This window comes from Aliiroseovarius sp. S1123 (assembly GCF_023015885.1).
In the GTDB taxonomy this organism is placed as follows: Bacteria; Pseudomonadota; Alphaproteobacteria; order Rhodobacterales; family Rhodobacteraceae; genus Aliiroseovarius.
Genome location: NZ_JALKBE010000001.1, coordinates 445,196 through 462,532 on the forward strand (window position 1 = coordinate 445,196; position 17,337 = coordinate 462,532).

Here is a 17,337-nt window from a genome sequence, read left to right on the forward strand (position 1 = left end):
AATGACAATGAACGCAGTGACCAATTTCGATAACCTTATCGTTGGCTTTGACGTTCCGGCCCTGCCGGGTATGGACGAGGCTGACATCCAGACCCCCGCGCTTGTACTGGATCTGGACGCGCTAGAGCGCAATATCAAGAAGATGGGCGACTATGCCAAGGCGCATGGGATGCGCCACCGGGTGCACGGGAAAATGCACAAGTCGGTGGATGTGGCCAAGCTGCAGGAAGAACTGGGCGGCGCGGTGGGTGTCTGCTGCCAGAAAGTGTCCGAAGCCGAGGTGTTCGTGCGCGGCGGCATCAAGGACGTTCTGGTGTCGAACCAAGTGCGTGACCCGCTGAAAATCGACCGTCTGGCGCAGCTGCCGAAATTGGGCAGCCGGATCATCGTTTGTGTCGATGATCTGGACAATGTGGCCGATCTGTCGGCTGCCGCGCAGAAACACGGCACCCAGCTGGAAACCTTCATCGAGATCGACTGCGGCGCAGGTCGCTGCGGTGTGAACTCGACCGCGGATGTGATCGAGATTGCCAAGGCGATTAACGCCGCCGACAACCTGAAATTTACCGGTATTCAGGCCTATCAGGGCGCGATGCAGCACCTTGACACCTACGAGGCGCGCAAAGAGAAGCTGGACGTCGCCATCGGCATGGTGAAAGCTGCCGTTGATGGTCTGAAGTCAGAGGGCATCGCGTGCGAATTGGTCTCGGGCGGGGGCACAGGCTCCTACTATTTCGAGTCCAATTCGGGCGTGTATAACGAGCTGCAGTGCGGGTCTTACGCGTTCATGGATGCGGATTACGGCCGTATCCTCGACAAGGATGGCAACCGGATCGACCAGGGCGAATGGGAGAACGCATTTTTCATCCTGACCTCGGTGATGAGCCATACCAAGGCCGACAAGGCCATCGTCGACGCGGGACTGAAGGCGCAGTCGATTGACAGTGGTCTGCCCGTTGTCTTTGGACGAGATGATGTCGAATACATCAAATGCTCGGACGAACATGGCGTGGTGTCTGATCCGGACGGCGCCCTGAAGGTCAACGACAAGCTGCGCCTTGTGCCGGGCCACTGTGATCCGACCGCCAACGTCCATGATTGGTATGTGGGCGTGCGTGGCGGCAAGGTCGAAACCCTCTGGCCGGTCTCGGCACGCGGCAAGGCGTTTTAAGGAACCTCTGAGGTTGGCCCGGTGACGGGCCTAACCCTCCTGAACTGGGTGGAGCGTCACGCTCCACCCGCTTTTTCAAAGGACACAGACATGTATATCGTTCCAGAACGCGAGATTGCGGGCCTCATGACCCGCGAGGCCGCCTTTAGCGCGGTGGAACAAGTTTTCGCGGCGATGGCGTCGGGGGATGCCTATAATTTCTCGGTGATCCGCGAGGCGATTGGCCACGAAGATGCGCTTTATGGCTTCAAAGGTGGGTTCGATCAGGCCGGGCTGACTTTGGGGCTGAAGGCTGGTGGCTATTGGCCCAACAATCTGGAAAAGCGCGGGATCATCAATCACCAGTCAACCGTATTCCTGTTTGACCCAGACACCGGCAAGGCCAAGGCGATGGTGGGGGGGAACCTGTTGACTGCTCTGCGTACCGCCGCGGCGTCGTCCGTTTCGATCAAGCACCTTGCACGCGAAGATGCGAAGGTGATCGGTATGATCGGTGCGGGCCATCAGGCCACGTTCCAGCTTCGCGCCGCACTTGAGCAGCGGTCATTTGAAAAGGTGATCGGCTGGAACCTGCATCCCGAGATGCTGCCCAACCTTGCGAAGGTTGCCGCCGAAGCTGGACTGCCCTTTGAGGCAGTCGAACTGGATGGCATGACCGAGGCAGACGTGATCATCTCGATCACCTCGTCCTTCGATGCCATTCTTGGTGCAGGCCAAGTCAACCCCGGCACGCACATCGCCTGCATGGGCACCGACACCAAAGGCAAGCAAGAGGTCGATCCGCAGCTTCTGGTCAAGGCGGATGTTTTCACGGATGAAGTGGCGCAGTCCATCACAATCGGCGAAGCGCAGCACGCCGTGGGGCAGGGACTGATTCAAGAAAGTGACGTGGCGCAGATCGGCGCGGTGATTAACGGGACCAATCCGGGGCGGAGCTCGGACGATCAGATCACGCTGTTTGATGGCACCGGTGTTGGGCTGCAGGACCTTGCCGTGGCGTCGTCGGTCGTAGAGCTTGCGATCGAGAAAGGCATCGCCATCGAAGTCGATTTCTGATCGGGCACACAAATCCAGACAGCGCCCGCCCGGTTCTCCGTGGCGGGCGTTTTACGTTGTCAGGGGGCTGTTTGCCTTCAGCATTACCAACCCGCGGCGTGCAACGAAGTCCACCAATCGTCGGACCTTAGGGTCCTGCAGTTTCTTGTGGGGGTATAGGCATCCGAACATCGACGGCATGGGGCGGGCATTGGGCAGGATTTCCACCAACCGTCCCGATTGCAGATGCTCGGCGACTTCAAACAGCGGTTTGTTCACAATCCCGCGCCCGTCCAGCGCCCAGTTCAAGAGCACATCGCTGTCATCCGCGTCGTATTTTCCAGACACCTCGAACTTGCGATACCCGGCCTCGGTGTTAAGCGTCCAGAAATACTCGGGCGAGCGGGGATAGCGGAGCAACAGGCAGTTGTGACCCTGTAGCAGGTCATCGGGATGCTGCGGTGTGCCCGCTTGTTCCAAATATCCGGCGGTCGCGCAGAGCACGCGCGTGCAGTCTGCGATCTTGCGCAGTTTCAGGCTGCTGTCATGCGGTGTGCCAACGAAGAAGGCCACGTCCAGACCGTCTGCAAGGATATCGACCTTGCGATCCGACATCCGCATCCGCACGTCGATATTCGGATTTTGATCCACAAACTCGGGCACCAACGGGGCAATGATCCGCCGACCGGCGGCCATCGGCGCAGTCACCCGAACCGTGCCGCGCGGTGCGTCCGAGAAGCGGGCCACGACGCTTTCGGCTTCGTCCACCGTCTCCAGAATGCGCAGGGCTTCGGAATAGAACTGCTGGCCGACCTCAGTCGGGGTCAGCGACCGTGTCGTCCGATTGAACAGCCGCACCCCCAGATGTTTCTCTAATTCCTTGATCCGCTTGCTTGCCACGGCAGGCGTAAGGCGCAGGTCGCGCCCGCCAGATGTGATGCTGCCCAGCTCGACCACGCGGCAGAAGACTCGCAAGCTTTCCATATAGGCCATTGGGGTTCCTTACTTTTCTCAAGTCAGTTTGGTGCCGCTTGCGCCCATTATAGCCATTATCAACGATTTGTTGAAAGTATTTTCCAAAAGACATCATTTTTCCGTGCAGTCATCCGCCGTAAGCTCACCTTCATACCCGCCCACGCGGGATAGGTTTGGGAGGCCTCATGACGTATCAAAGCACCATTCGCTTTCTTCTGAACGGTCAGGAAAAGACCGTCTCCAGCGTGAAAGCCACGCTGACGCTTCTGGACTATCTGCGGCTTGAAGAGCGTCTGACTGGCACCAAAGAAGGGTGTGCAGAAGGCGATTGCGGGGCCTGTACGGTGATGGTCGGGCGGCTTCAAAACGGCGCGCTGCACTATGAGACTGTGAATGCCTGCATTCGCTTTCTGGCGTCGCTGAATGGTTGCCACATCGTCACGATTGAGCATCTGGCCGGTCCCAAGGGGCGGTTGCATCCCGTGCAGCAAGCGATGGTCGATTTCCATGGCAGTCAGTGTGGCTTCTGCACCCCGGGCTTCGTCATGTCGCTCTATGCCCTGTGGATGGAGAACCCGCAGCCGAGCGCCCATGAGGTCGAAACTGCCATCCAGGGGAACCTCTGTCGCTGCACAGGTTATGAGCCTATCGTGAAGGCCGCAATGGCTGTCAACCAATATGGCACCCCGGCACATGACTATCTGAATACCGAGCGTGCGACAGTGACGGCACAGCTGACCGCTCTGGCCCAAACCACGCGTATCGAGACTGGCCCGGAAGATGATCGCGCGATCCTGCCGATCGACGTTGCCGACTTTGCCACTGTCCTGGCCGAGAACCCCAAGGCGACCATCGTTGCGGGATCGACCGATGTAGGCCTGTGGGTGACAAAGTTCATGCGACCCATCTCTCCGGTCGTGTTCATCACCCATCTGGATGAACTGAAATTCATCAAGATGACCGACGATGCGCTGACCATCGGCGCGGGTGTGACCTATAGCGAAAGCCAATCTGCGATCCGTCAGGCCTTCCCCCATTTGGGCGAATACTGGGACCGGATTGCTGGCTGGCAGGTGCGGAACATGGGGACGATTGGGGGCAACATTGCAAATGGCTCTCCGATTGGGGACACGCCGCCCGTCCTGATCGCGCTGGGCGCTGAAGTGACGTTGCACAGCACCAAAGGTTACCGCGCGTTACCGCTTGAGGATTTCTTCGTCGAATATGGCAAACAGGACCGCAACGAGGGCGAATTTGTTGCCAGCATTCGCATCCCCCGCGCCTCTGCGTCGCAGATTGATGCGGCCTATAAGATTTCGAAACGCCGGGACGAGGATATCTCATCCGTTGCTGCCGGGTTAAGCGTATCGGTCGAAGATGGGATCATCACCGACGCCCGTATTGCGTTTGGCGGTATGGCTGCCACGCCGAAACGAGCAACTGCCGCAGAGGCCGTGCTGGTCGGCCAGCCATGGAGCGCCGAAGTTTTCGATGCCGCCGCCAAGTCGCTTGCGGAGGACTTCTCACCACTCACCGATTGGCGTGCGTCGGCAGAATACCGGCTGCTTGTGGCCGGAAACCTGCTGCGCCGTTTCCACCTTGAACATGACACTGCCAGTGACGTGCCCGCACGTTTGGCGATTGCGTAAGGGGGCGATGAGATGAAAGACCTTCAAGCCGTTAAAGGTGCCGCGCATCAGAACCTGAAACATGACAGTGCGGTCAAACAGGTGCAGGGACGTGCGGATTATACTGATGACATCGCCGAACCCATTGGAACGCTGCATGCGTATCTTGGGGTCTCGACCGTGACCCACGGCAAAATTCTGTCGATGGATCTGTCGCGTGTGCGTCAGGCCCCCGGTGTGGTCACCGTGTTGACCGCCGAAGACGTGCCGGGGGTGAATGATGTCAGCCCCACGGGGCGCCATGACGAACCGGTATTCCCGACCGAGAAGGTGGAGTACCACGGCCAACCTATGTTTGCGGTGATCGCCGAAACTCGAGACGCAGCACGCCGCGCGGCAGAGCTTGCAGATGTGGAGTATGAGGTTTTGCCGCACGCACTGGATCCGGTGGCCGCTGAAAAGGCAGGTATGCCCCTTGTCACCGACCCTCTGAAGCTGGAGCGCGGCGATGTCGAGGCCGGGTTTGATGCGGCGACGCACCGGATCTCGGGGCAGATGATCGTCGGCGGTCAGGATCACATGTATCTGGAGGGCCACATCGCCTTTGCCATTCCCGGTGAGGATGATGACGTGATCGTCCATTGCTCGACCCAGCACCCAAGCGAGGCGCAGCATATGGTGGCTCATGTTTTGGGCGTTCCGAACAACGCGGTCGTGGTCAATGTACGCCGTATGGGCGGTGGGTTTGGCGGCAAGGAAAGCCAGATGAACCTGTTCTGCGCCGTTGCCGCGCTGGGTGCCAAGAAGCTGAACCGCCCCGTCAAGATCCGCCCGGATCGCGATCAGGATATGACGGCAACCGGAAAACGGCATGATTTCGTGATCGACTATGATCTGGGGTTTGACGATGAGGGCCGCATTCAGGTTGTGGACAGCCAGTTCGCCGCCCGCTGCGGCTATTCCTCGGACCTGTCCGGTCCCGTTACGGACCGCGCGTTGTTTCACGCGGACAACGCCTATTACTATCCCAATGTGCGCCTGACCTCGCGCCCGCAAAAGACCAACACGGTCTCGAACACTGCGTTTCGTGGGTTTGGCGGGCCGCAGGGCGCGGTGGCCGCCGAGCGGATGATCGAAGAGATCGCCTTTGCGCTGGGCAAAGACCCGTTGGAGATCCGCAAGGCCAACTTCTATGGCGATGAAACGGACGGGCGCAATGTGACGCCCTATCATCAGACGGTCGAAGACAACGTCATCGGTCGGATCGTTGACGAGCTGGAAGACAGCGCGGACTATCAGGAACGTCGCAAAGCGATCCTTGAGCACAATGCCAAAGGCGGCGTGATCCGCCGTGGCATCGCGCTGACCCCGGTGAAGTTTGGCATCTCGTTCACCGCCACTTGGTTCAATCAGGCGGGCGCTCTGGTCCATGTCTACAATGACGGCTCGATCCACCTGAACCATGGCGGGACCGAGATGGGGCAGGGGTTGAACACCAAGATTGCGCAGGTTGTGGCCGAAGCCTTTCAGGTCGATTTCGATCGGATCAAGATCACCAAGACCACGACCGAGAAAGTGCCGAACACCTCGGCGACCGCTGCCTCTTCCGGGGCGGACTTGAATGGTTTGGCAGCGCTGGATGCGGTCGAGCAGATCAAGGCGCGGCTGGTGGCCTTTGCGGTGGAAAGCCGTGGCGTGTCGGAAGATGCGGTGGAGTTCCGCCCCAACCACTTACGGATCGGGGATGAAACCATCGCCTTCGATACCTTCATCAAAGAAGCCTATATGGCGCGTGTGCAGCTGTCGGCGGCCGGGTTCTATAAGACGCCGAAAATCCACTGGGACCGTGCCTCGGGCACCGGGCGGCCGTTTTATTACTACGCCTATGGGGCCTCATGTTCCGAGGTTGCCATCGACACGCTGACCGGAGAATACCGGATCGAGCGGACGGACATTTTGCATGATGTGGGCCGGTCGCTGAACCCGATCTTGGACAAGGGGCAGGTGGAAGGTGCCTTTGTGCAGGGCATGGGCTGGCTGACCACGGAAGAGCTGTGGTGGGACGACGCCGGTCGCCTGCGCACCCACGCGCCGTCGACCTACAAAATCCCGCTCGCCAGCGACCGCCCGCGCGTATTCAACGTGGACCTTGCGGACTGGTCCGAGAACCGCGAAATGACGATCAAGCGGTCGAAAGCGGTGGGGGAACCCCCGTTCGTGCTGGGTGTGTCGGTGTTGGAAGCGCTGTCGATGGCGGTGGCCTCGGTGGGTGACTATCGTACCTGCCCGCGCCTTGAAGCGCCTGCGACACCCGAACGTGTCCTGATGGCGGTTGAACGCCTGCGCGCACAGGGGTGATCCGATGTATTCCGCCCAATCCCTTCTTCAGTTCCTCAACGGTCCCGGCCCGGTCGCAAGCGTGCGGCTGACCAAAGTGCGTGGTTCCTCCCCCCGCATGGCCGGGACCGAAATGTTTGTGAAAGCTGATGGATTGTGGGGCACAATTGGTGGTGGCCAGCTGGAGCATCTGGCGATTGATGCCGCGCGAAACCTGCTGGCGAACGGTGATCTGTCGCAGCATCTGGATGTCCCGCTTGGGCCCGAGATTGGCCAGTGCTGCGGGGGACGGGTCGAGATCATTGTCTCGCGTATGAGCGCGACAGACAAAGACATCGCCATGGAAACCGTCCAGTTGGAAGAGGCCGAGCAGCCTGCGGTTTATGTTCTGGGCGCTGGGCATGTTGGGCGTGCACTGGCGGATTTGCTGCAGCACCTTCCGGTCCACTGCGTTCTGGTAGATCAACGCGAAGACGAGCTTGCCCTGTCGCACGCCGCTGTCGAAAAACGGTTAAGTGTCGTGCCCGAGTTCGATGTGATGAACGCGCCGCAAGGCAGCGCTTTTGTCGTGCTGACCCACGACCACGGATTAGATTTTCTGCTGACCTCGGCCGCGCTGGAACGTGGCGATGCAGCCTATGTAGGAATGATTGGGTCCGCCACAAAGCGGGCGAAATTCGCAAGCTGGACCCGCAAGAATTGCGACGACTTATCCGTCGCACCCTTGATCTGCCCCATCGGGGCAGGCGGTAGCCGCGACAAGCGGCCAGCCGTGATTGCCACCCTCGTGGTGGCCGAAGTGATCACGGCATTGACCTCTGAAACTACCGCAAAATCCCCTGACTGGGGCGCTGTCTCGCATATCGCGGCGCAGTGAAACAACACGGGTTGGCTATGGATCGAGGAGGATCCGGCGTGAACTCGGTTTGATTGAAGGAGGTCCCCATGAGGGATGGGAGTTACACATATAAGCTGTTTCATCGCAGCGATTTCAGCGCGTTCTGGGCGCTGTTCACCGACAACCTGATCAACTTGATGGTTCTGGCGGGCATCTGTCAGTTCGTCTTCCAAATGCCAGCCGAGATCGTCTATGGGCGCATCGTACCAGGTGCTGCCATCGCGATCCTTGCGGGGATCGCGGTTTATGTGGGCCTCGCGAAACGCGCAGCGGCGCAACATGGGCGGGACGTGACGGCAATGCCTTACGGCATCTCGACGCCGGTAATGTTCGTCTATCTGTTTGGCGTGATCGGGCCGATTTACTGGTCGACAAATGATCCGGTTCTGGCCTGGCAGGTTGGCATCGGCGCGGGTTTCATGGGCGGGATCGTCGCCGCTATGGGCGCGATCATCGGTCCTTGGCTGAAACGCGTTACGCCGCGGGCAGGTATGCTGGGCACGCTCTGCGGGATCGCCCTTGTGTTCATTGGCACCGTGCCGCTGGCCACCGTGTTCGAGAACCCGTTCATCGGCTTTGCCTCGATGATCATCATCCTGTGGGGGCTGGTGGGCCGCTTTCGCCTGCCGTTCAACATTCCGGCCGGTCTGCTTGCGCTGATCGTCGGGACGATCGTGGCCTTTGCCATTGGCGAAGCCAAAATCAGAACGGATGGCGTCGGTTTCTATCCGCCCATGCCCTATATCGGTGACCTGATCGCAGGTATTCAACACCTGTTTGCCAACCCGGAACTGTTCCTGGTTCTGGTGCCGGTGCAGATCTACAACTTCATCGAAACGATGAATAACGTAGAAAGCGCTGAGGCTGCAGGAGACCATTACCCGGTTGCAACCTGCCAGATCACCGATGGTGTGGGCACGATGGTTGGCGCGGTCTTCGGTTCACCTTTCCCGACCACGGCCTATATCGGCCACCCGGCCTATAAGCGGATGGGGGCACATTCCGGATATATCATCGGCGTGGGGGTCGTGATCCCTGTTGCCGCGTTCCTTGGCCTGTTGGCGTTCCTGAATAACCTGATCCCTGTGGCGGCTGCCGCGCCGGTTCTGGTCTTCGTGGCGCTCAGCCTGATCACCAACACCGCCCATTCGGTCAAGACCGACCATATGGCAGCTGTGACCTTCGCGATGATGCCGCATGTGTCGGCGTTCCTGATGGTCAAGTGGGGGTCGCTCATCGGTGCACTTGGAGCTGTTGGCGTAGCTGGATTGCCGCAGCTTGGTGATGAGGCACTGACCGCTGCCCTGTTGCAGCAAGGTGCCCATTTCGAGGGTCATCTGGCGCTATCCCAAGGTGCAATCCTGACGGGTTTGATCTGGGGTGCCATTGTGGCCAGCGTCATCGACGGCAACTTCAAAAATGCCGGCGGCTTCGCCTTGGCAGCGGCGATTATGTCTGCTTTCGGGATCATCCACGGTGCTAGCCTGCATTGGCCCGAGCTAAGTGGCGTGTCCGCGGGTTACCTGATCTCAGCCGCGTTCCTCTACATCTATCCGCTTTTCCACAAGGAAGACGAGTTGGTGAACGAGAACGTCGTGGTCGAGGAAGCGCCCACCACTCCGGCGGAATAACGCCCTTACCTCTGGTGTGGGCCGCGGCGCGGTCTGTCGGCCCACTCCATCATCCGCTTACTCACAGCAAAAGAACCGGATTTACAGATGACAAACTCACAGCCGCGGACGCTCCTGCGGGGGCGGACGCTCGACTTCAACAGGAAGCCTTTGGATGAGAACGACACTGAGGCCTATAACTATCTGGAAGATGGCGCGATCTTGGTCGCAAACGGCAAGATCGAAGCGACCGGACCCTATTCACAGCTTTCAGCCAGTGCGCCAGATGCGACGGTGATCGACCACCGCCCGCATCTGTTGATGCCTGGCTTCATTGATATGCACGTCCATTTCCCTCAGGTGCAGGTGATTGCCTCGTGGGGCGCGCAGCTTTTGGACTGGCTGAACACCTATACATTCCCTGAAGAGACACGCTTTGCAGACGACGCGCATGCCGCTGCGATGGCCGCGCATTTCTGTGACCTTCTGACCGGTCACGGTACCACAACGGCGGTAGCTTTTGGGTCCGTCCACGCGGGATCGGTCGACGCACTTTTCACCGAAGCCGCGAAACGCAACATGTGCATGATCAGCGGCAAGGTCATGATGGATCGTAACGCGCCGGACGGGCTGCGGGATACGCCGCAGACGGGGTATGATGACACGAAGGCGCTGATCGAGAAGTGGCACGGCGTGGGTCGCGCGCAGTATGCGATCACGCCGCGATTTGCGATCACCTCGACGCCTGAACAGATGGAAATGGCAGGCGCGTTGGTGGCAGAGCATCCCGATTGCTTTGTCCAAACGCACCTGAGCGAGAACCATGACGAAATCGCTTTCACGGCTGAGCTGTATCCGGACGCACCCGACTATCTGGGCGTTTATGAACGCTATGGTTTGCTGGGGAAAAAGACCTTGCTGGGCCATGCTATTCACCTGACCCCGCGCGAGATTGATGTGCTGGCGGACACGCGTTCCAAGCCTGTGTTCTGTCCGACCTCTAACTTGTTTCTCGGGAGCGGTCTGTTTGACGATGCGGGCCTAACCGCGCGCGGCATTCAGAACGGGATCGCCACCGATGTCGGGGCGGGGACCAGCTATTCGATGCTGCAGACCCTGAATGAGGGTTACAAGATCCTGCAGCTTCAGAACCAGAAACTGCACCCGCTTGCAGCGTTTGACTGGATCACGCGGGGCAATGCCGAGGTGTTGGGACTGTCTGACAAGATCGGGTCCTTGGCCGCGGGTTCGGATGCCGATATCGTGGTTCTGAACGCCCGGGCCACACACGCGATGGAGCTTCGGATGCAACGGGCCGAGACGCTGTCGGAAGAGCTCTTCATCCTGCAAATGCTGGGGGACGACCGCGCAGTTGAGCAGGTCTATGTGGCAGGCGAGGCCGCCAAAACGGGACGCACCAGCACAGGTCTTGAGAATGTCGAAGAACCGGTTGCTGCCTAAATCCAGCATAGCCCCACAAGAAAAGCGGCGTGAGTGTCACGCCGCTTTTCATCTTGTTCGACTTTGTCGATCCCAGCTTTAATCGCCTTTTGGCAGCGATCCCTGACCGCGACCGGCCAACCCACCCGAGACTTCCTCGGTCGACTCGTCCGACAGTTCTTCCGGAAGGATCAAGTTCAGCACAATCGCAATCGCAGCAGCAGGCAGAATGCCCGATGTTGCCAGAACCTTGATCGTGGACGGCAGATGCTGCAGCGCACCCGGCTCCAGCTGAAGGCCAAGCCCCAGCGACAGCGAGATGGCAAAGATCACCATGTTACGACGGTTCCAGTCGACATCCGACAGCATCGAGATACCAGCCGAGGCCACCATGCCGAACATCACGATCACACCGCCGCCCAGGACTTCGATCGGAATCGACGAGATGATTGCCCCAATCTTGGGGACAAGCCCGGCAAGGATCAGGAAGATCGCACCGATGGTCACCACGTGACGGCTCATCACGCCGGTCATGGCGATCAGGCCCACGTTCTGGCTGAAGGATGTGTTGGGCAGAGCACCGAACAGACCAGAGATAGCGGTGCCAAGACCGTCGGCATAGGTTGCACCTTGGATCTCGGTGTCGGTGGCTTCACGTCCGGCACCACCTTTGGTGATCCCCGACACGTCGCCTACGGTTTCCACCGCGGATACGAAGGACATCAGGCAGAACCCGATTATCGCAGCGACCGAGAACTCGACGCCGAAGTGGAAGGGGTTCGGAAGCGCGAAGGGCGCTGCGCGTCCGACGTTGCCAAGGTTCACCTCGCCCGCGGCGAAGGCAAATACATAGCCCACGAGCAGACCGATCAGAACCGCGGATACTGACAGCATACCGCGGGTATAGAACTTCAGGCCGAGCGTGACGAAGATCACGACCAGCGCCATCGACCAATTCATCAGAGATCCATATTCAGGCTTGCCGATCGCTGGAACGCCACCCGCTGCATACTGAATGCCGACCTTGACCAGAGCCAGACCGATCATTGTCACTACAAGGCCCGTGACCAGAGGTGGTAAGGCAAAACGGATCCTGCCGATGAACAGGCCTAGGAACGCATGGAACAAGCCCCCCACGATGATCCCGCCCATCAAGACTGCGATCGCATCGACCCCTTTGCCCGCAACCAACGGGATCATGATCGGGATGAACGCGAAAGATGTACCCTGTACAATCGGCAAGCGGGCGCCAACCGGGCCAAGGCCGATGGTCTGGATCAGGGTTGCGACACCTGCAAAGAACATCGACATCTGGATCATATAGATCATCTGCGGAAAATCCGGGCTGTTCGAGCCGAACCCAAACCCGGCGGCCCCGCAGACGATGATCGCCGGGGTGACGTTAGATACGAACATTGCCAGCACGTGCTGGATGCCCAAGGGCACTGCCTTGGCAAGTGGTGGTGTGTAGTTGGGATCGCGCAGCTGCTCTGGCGTCCCGATGGATGTGTTAGCCATTATTATTCCTCCCTATGGTGCCGGATCGCTTCCTCCTTCGATCCGGCTTTATGGCGTCTCGATTCTGATTTCCTCCTTGAACCAGTGTTCCTGTAGGTTCGGCCCCGTGCCGATCCTGTCGATCACCGCAAACTGTCCCTGTTCTGTCAGGGGTGCGCAGACCCCATGCCAGGTGTTGCGATGGTAGTTCACGCCCTGTCCGGGGGCGGCGATGAAGGCCACGGGCGTTCCCGGCTGGCCGCCCGCGTCCGGGGCAACGACGACTAGGTACGGTGCGCGGCTGATCGGAATGAACGCTTGGCTGCCGTCCGGGTGGCGCTCCACCATGTCCAGCACCATCGGCAAGCTACGTGCTTCGGCGTCAAAGATGCTGATCCCAGCTTGCCCGTCAGAGAAATCAAGCGTCGCACGGTCATGATACCGCCCGCAAAGCCCCTGATTGATCATCTTGTCAGGCGCGCCCGCGGTGTCGAGCACGTCACCAAACGGTGCGAAGGCCTCGGGCGTCAGGGGAAGGGGGGTGATTGACAGGGTCATGCGGCGAACTTCTCGTCCAGACGAATTTCAGCGATCCGCTCGACCTGTCGGCAGGCCTCGGCGAATTCGGTGTCGCGGTCATTGCCGATCCGGCGATGGAACGCCTCCAGAATGCTGGGCTTGGTGTTGTCCTTCACCGCGATGATGAAGGGGAAGCCGTGCTTGGTGGTGTACGCCTCGTTGAGTTTCGTGAAGGTCGCGCGTTCGTCGTCGGTCAACATGTCCAGACCGGCACCGGCCTGTTCGGATGTGCTTTCTGCGGTCAACCGTCCAGCGGCGGCCAGTTTTCCGGCCAAGTCAGGGTGCGCCACCAGCACGCCCAAGCGCGCCTCTTCGCTGGCGCTGCGGAATACGCGGGCCAAGGCGTTGTGCACGCCTGCGGCCGTGTCATGGGTTGGTCCCAGCTCCAGACCAAATGCGCCCTCGGCAATCCAGGGGCTGTGTTCAAACACGCCGCCGAACTCGCCCACGAATGTCTCTTGGTCCATTTCGGACGGTTTCAATCCCTGCATTGGGGGGTGCTCCTTGGCCCAGTGATCGGCGATCTGTTCGCGGGTGGCGAACCAGACGCCGTCATGTGATCTGAAGTGGTCGATGATACGTTTCAGCGCCACGGCCCGGCCCGGACGTCCGATCAGGCGGCAATGCAGGCCGATGGACAGGATCTTGGGCGCGCCTGCTTCCCCTTCCGCATAGAGCATGTCGAAACTGTCTTTCAGGTAGCTCTCGAACTGATCGCCATTGGTGTATCCTGCCTGGATCGCAAAGCGCATGTCGTTGCAGTCCATCGTGTAGGGAACTACCAGTTGATCCTTGCCGCCGGCATGGATCCAATAGGGCAGGTCATCTGCGTAACTGTCTGCGATATAGGCGAAATCACCTTCTTCGGCGGCCAAGTCCATCGTGTTCATTGAACAGCGACCGGTGTACCAGCCACGCGGGGCCGTGCCAGTGACTTCGGTGTGCAGGCGGATCGCTTCGCGGATCTGTGCCCGTTCTTCGTCTGCCGACATATCCTTATGTTCGACCCATTTCAGACCGTGGCTCGCGATCTCCCAGTTTGAGGCCTTCATCGCCTTAAGCTGCTCCGGCGCGCGGGCCAAAGCCGTGGCCACGCCATAGACCGTGACAGGCAGGTCCTGAAGAAGACGATGCACGCGCCAGAACCCGGCACGCGATCCGTATTCATAGATGGATTCCATGTTCCAATGGCGCTGCCCCAGCCATGGCTGTGCCCCGGTGATCTCAGACAGGAAAGCTTCGGAAGCTGCGTCGCCATGCAGGACACAGTTCTCGCCGCCCTCTTCATAGTTCAGGACGATCTGAACGGCGATCTTTGCGTCGCCGGGCCATCTGACGACCGGAGGGGTGGCTCCGTATCCGGTCATGTCTCGTGGGTATCGTGTCACGTGGTTTCCCTTTGTTTGTCTTGGGTGTCATTCTAAGGCGAAAATCCGCGCGCACTTTCAAATTAATCAAGAAGGATTGTTCGGCAGTCTGGCTCTGTGTGCGTCTGCGCTTACAGACTAATAAGAGGGTGCCAAGCAAAAGCCCAAATAGGAGACACCGAAGATGACAGGCTACCTGACCACGCATGTGCTTGATACCGCCCGCGGGTGTCCCGCAGAGGGGTTGAAGATCGAGCTGTTTCGGCTTGATGGCACTGCGCGCAGCTTGCTGAAGACGCTGGTGACAAATGATGATGGGCGGACCGATGAACAGATCCTACCCGCCGAGAAGTTTGAGACCGGCGAATACGAGCTTGTCTTCTATGCAGGGGACTATCTGGACAGCATCGGCATTCCGCCTGAAGCGCCCCGGTTCCTAAATGTGATCCCGCTGCGTTTCGGCATGTCCGAGGCGTCGCATTATCACGTGCCACTGCTTCTATCGCCCTTCGGCTATTCCACCTACCGCGGCAGCTGAGCCTAGCCCCGCTCCGTGCTGCGGATGCTGGTCGCGATCCGGTCGATCACGAACTCCATAAACAGTCGTGACTTGGGGTCCTGACCGCGACGGTGGGTGAACAAACAGGCCATCTGGATCGGCTCGGGCGGGGTTTCGGTGGCGACGGGCACCAGTCGCCCCGATTTCAGGTGTTCCGAAATCTCGAATACCGGCTTCATCGCGATGCCGTTTCCACCCAGCGCCCAATCGGTCAGCACGTCCCCGTCGTCCGATTCATATCGCCCGGTCACGCGAAAGCGCTTCGGGCCGTCTTTCGTGGTCAGAAGCCACTGGAACTCGGTCGCGCCGGGGAAGCGCAGGTTCAGGCATTCATGCCCATTGTTGATCAGGTCGTCGCCGTTTTGCGGCATGCCGCGTTGCTTAATATACTCAGGGGTCGCGCAGAGAACCCGTTCTACGTCAGCAATCTTGCGGATCTTAAGGTTGCTATCTTCCGGTTGTCCTAAGAAGAACGCCAGATCGAGCCCCTCGGTCGTCAGGTCCACTTTGCGGTCGGTCATACGAAGACGCACGCTGACTTCCGGATACTTTTTCAAAAAGTCTGGGACCAAGGGGGCGATCAGACGGCGCCCGACGCCCAAAGGGGCGGCGACATAGAGCGGTCCCTTGGGGTTATCCGTAATATCAACGATTTGCGCCTCGGCGTTTTCGACGGCTTCCAAGATCTCAGTCGCACCGCGATAGAACCTTTCGCCCTGTTCGGTCGGGGCCAAGCTACGCGTGGTGCGCTGGAACAGCCGAACGCCCAGATAATCTTCCAACTGAGAGATGCGCGAGGAGGTCACCGCAGGGGACACCCGAAGGTCGCGCCCCGCAGCCGACATGCTGCCAAGCTCATAGACACGGACAAAGGTTCGGATGTTGGCGAGATAGGACATTGTTCTGTTTTTCTTGATGCTGCTTGGTATTTAGCAGCAATACCAGAATAAATATGCTTAGCATAGAGTGTCGCTAAGACGAATAGTGGAGGTATGCCATGTACGACTTGGCAATTTTGTGGGACTGGATCGCGTTTTCTGTGCGGTGGCTGCACGTCATCACTGCAATGGCGTGGATTGGTGCGTCGTTCTATTTCATCGCGCTTGATCTGATGCTGAAACCCAATCCCAATCTGCCCGAAGGCGCCTATGGCGAGGAGTGGGAAGTGCACGGAGGTGGGTTCTATCACACGGTCAAATACCTTGTGGCTCCATCAGAAATGCCCGAGCATCTGACATGGCATAAATGGCAAAGCTACACGACTTGGCTGTCGGGCGCGGCGTTGCTGATGATCATCTATTGGGTCGGGGGCGAGCTGTTCCTTCTGGACCCCACCAAGGCAGACTTGGCCTTGTGGCAGGGCATCCTGATCTCGGGCGGATCGCTGACCATCGGGTGGCTGCTCTATGACCAGATGTGCAAATCGAAGCTGAGCGAGAACCCAACGCTTCTGATGCTGCTGTTGTTTGTGATCCTTGTGGCGATGTCCTGGGGCTATAGCCAGATTTTCACTGGGCGTGCGGCGCTACTGCATCTGGGAGCGTTTACGGCGACCATCATGACGGCAAACGTGTTCTTCCAGATCATGCCCAACCAGCGCATCGTTGTGGCGGACCTGAAGGCCGGGCGGACGCCGGATTCGAAATACGGCAAGATCGCCAAGGTACGCTCGACCCATAACAACTATCTGACCTTGCCGGTCGTGTTCCTGATGCTGGCGAACCACTATCCACTGGCGTTTGGGACCCAGTATTCCTGGATTATCGCCAGCCTGATTTTCCTGACCGGCGTCACCATCCGTCACTACTTCAACACCATGCATAAGACCGGCAAAGGGCCGAATTGGACGTGGTTGGTGACCGTACTGCTAATGATTTTGATCGCATGGCTATCGACGATGCGCGCCGGGGAAACATACGAAGAATCCGAGGCACGCGCATTGACACCCTATGAGCAGACATTTGCCTCGGCCGATGGGTTCGAAGACGCATATTTTGCTGTGGTCGGGAACTGCTCGATGTGCCACGCCCGAGAGCCGTCATGGGATGGCATGTACTGGGCGCCGAAAGGGGTGGTTCTGGAAACGGAAGCAGACGTCGCGCGTCACGCCAAGCAGGTCTATCTGCACGCAGGTGCGTCCCACGCCATGCCCCCGCCCAATGCGATCGAGATGGATCAGGAAGGTCGCGACTATATCGTGGCGTGGTATCAAGGCGCCACGTCCAACTAAGGGCGCGGCGC

14 protein-coding genes are annotated in these 17,337 nt (G+C 59.2%); 9 read left to right on the plus strand and 5 right to left on the minus strand.

Annotation, left to right across the window (positions count from 1 at the left end; genetic code table 11):
* The first annotated feature begins 7 nt into the window (after positions 1-7).
* Together bhcC and bhcD are read left to right on the plus strand one after the other, a co-directional pair.
* On the plus strand, positions 8-1,171 hold the full coding sequence (gene bhcC, locus MWU53_RS02130; protein ID WP_247089962.1) for a 3-hydroxy-D-aspartate aldolase BhcC: 1,164 nt from the start codon (positions 8-10) through the stop codon (positions 1,169-1,171).
* A gap of 90 nt (positions 1,172-1,261) precedes the next feature.
* A complete protein-coding gene (bhcD, locus tag MWU53_RS02135; protein ID WP_247089964.1) occupies positions 1,262-2,227 on the plus strand; it encodes an iminosuccinate reductase BhcD in 966 nt (321 codons plus the stop codon).
* A gap of 51 nt (positions 2,228-2,278) precedes the next feature.
* On the opposite strand, the gene MWU53_RS02140 is transcribed toward bhcD, so the two are convergent.
* Positions 2,279-3,199 carry a LysR family transcriptional regulator gene (locus tag MWU53_RS02140; protein ID WP_247089966.1) on the minus strand — a complete coding sequence of 307 codons (921 nt, stop codon included), beginning with the start codon at positions 3,197-3,199 and terminating at the stop codon, positions 2,279-2,281.
* A gap of 167 nt (positions 3,200-3,366) precedes the next feature.
* On the opposite strand from MWU53_RS02140, the gene xdhA reads away from it, so the two are divergent.
* The 5 genes from xdhA to guaD all read left to right on the plus strand — a co-directional run bounded on the left by xdhA (position 3,367) and on the right by guaD (position 11,115).
* Complete coding sequence (gene xdhA, locus MWU53_RS02145) at positions 3,367-4,830, plus strand: xanthine dehydrogenase small subunit (RefSeq protein ID WP_247089968.1); 1,464 nt, start codon at positions 3,367-3,369, stop codon at positions 4,828-4,830.
* 12 nt (positions 4,831-4,842) lie between these two features.
* The gene (xdhB, locus tag MWU53_RS02150; RefSeq protein WP_247089970.1) at positions 4,843-7,167 is read left to right on the plus strand and encodes a xanthine dehydrogenase molybdopterin binding subunit; all 2,325 of its coding nucleotides are present in this window, start codon (positions 4,843-4,845) and stop codon (positions 7,165-7,167) included.
* Positions 7,168-7,171: 4 nt separating this feature from the next.
* Entirely contained in the window at positions 7,172-8,023 is an 852-nt protein-coding gene (gene xdhC / locus MWU53_RS02155) for a xanthine dehydrogenase accessory protein XdhC (RefSeq protein WP_247089973.1), read from the plus strand.
* Between the two features lie 68 nt (positions 8,024-8,091).
* Positions 8,092-9,675, plus strand: a complete 1,584-nt coding sequence (locus tag MWU53_RS02160) for a xanthine/uracil/vitamin C permease (RefSeq protein WP_247089975.1) — start codon at positions 8,092-8,094, stop codon at positions 9,673-9,675.
* Between the two features lie 87 nt (positions 9,676-9,762).
* Positions 9,763-11,115 (plus strand): guanine deaminase, encoded by a 1,353-nt coding sequence (gene guaD / locus MWU53_RS02165; RefSeq protein ID WP_247089977.1) that lies wholly within the window; start codon positions 9,763-9,765, stop codon positions 11,113-11,115.
* A 78-nt stretch (positions 11,116-11,193) separates the two neighbouring features.
* Here the strand turns inward: guaD and MWU53_RS02170 are convergent, their stop codons facing one another.
* Genes MWU53_RS02170 through puuE form a run of 3 tightly spaced genes read right to left on the minus strand, consistent with a single transcriptional unit; the run spans position 11,194 to position 14,558 of the window.
* Complete coding sequence (locus MWU53_RS02170) at positions 11,194-12,612, minus strand: nucleobase:cation symporter-2 family protein (RefSeq protein WP_247089979.1); 1,419 nt, start codon at positions 12,610-12,612, stop codon at positions 11,194-11,196.
* A 48-nt stretch (positions 12,613-12,660) separates the two neighbouring features.
* Positions 12,661-13,149 carry an ureidoglycolate lyase gene (locus MWU53_RS02175; RefSeq protein ID WP_247089982.1) on the minus strand — a complete coding sequence of 163 codons (489 nt, stop codon included), beginning with the start codon at positions 13,147-13,149 and terminating at the stop codon, positions 12,661-12,663.
* On the minus strand, positions 13,146-14,558 hold the full coding sequence (gene puuE / locus MWU53_RS02180; RefSeq protein WP_247089984.1) for an allantoinase PuuE: 1,413 nt from the start codon (positions 14,556-14,558) through the stop codon (positions 13,146-13,148). The genes MWU53_RS02175 and puuE overlap by 4 nt, the downstream gene beginning before the upstream one ends.
* A gap of 163 nt (positions 14,559-14,721) precedes the next feature.
* On the opposite strand from puuE, the gene uraH reads away from it, so the two are divergent.
* The gene (gene uraH, locus MWU53_RS02185; protein WP_247089986.1) at positions 14,722-15,075 is read left to right on the plus strand and encodes a hydroxyisourate hydrolase; all 354 of its coding nucleotides are present in this window, start codon (positions 14,722-14,724) and stop codon (positions 15,073-15,075) included.
* Between the two features lie 2 nt (positions 15,076-15,077).
* On the opposite strand, the gene MWU53_RS02190 is transcribed toward uraH, so the two are convergent.
* On the minus strand, positions 15,078-15,995 hold the full coding sequence (locus MWU53_RS02190) for a LysR family transcriptional regulator (RefSeq protein WP_247089988.1): 918 nt from the start codon (positions 15,993-15,995) through the stop codon (positions 15,078-15,080).
* A 98-nt stretch (positions 15,996-16,093) separates the two neighbouring features.
* Here MWU53_RS02190 and MWU53_RS02195 point away from each other — a divergent pair, with 98 nt between their 5' ends.
* Positions 16,094-17,326 carry a urate hydroxylase PuuD gene (locus tag MWU53_RS02195; RefSeq protein WP_247089997.1) on the plus strand — a complete coding sequence of 411 codons (1,233 nt, stop codon included), beginning with the start codon at positions 16,094-16,096 and terminating at the stop codon, positions 17,324-17,326.
* Positions 17,327-17,337: the final 11 nt, after the last annotated feature.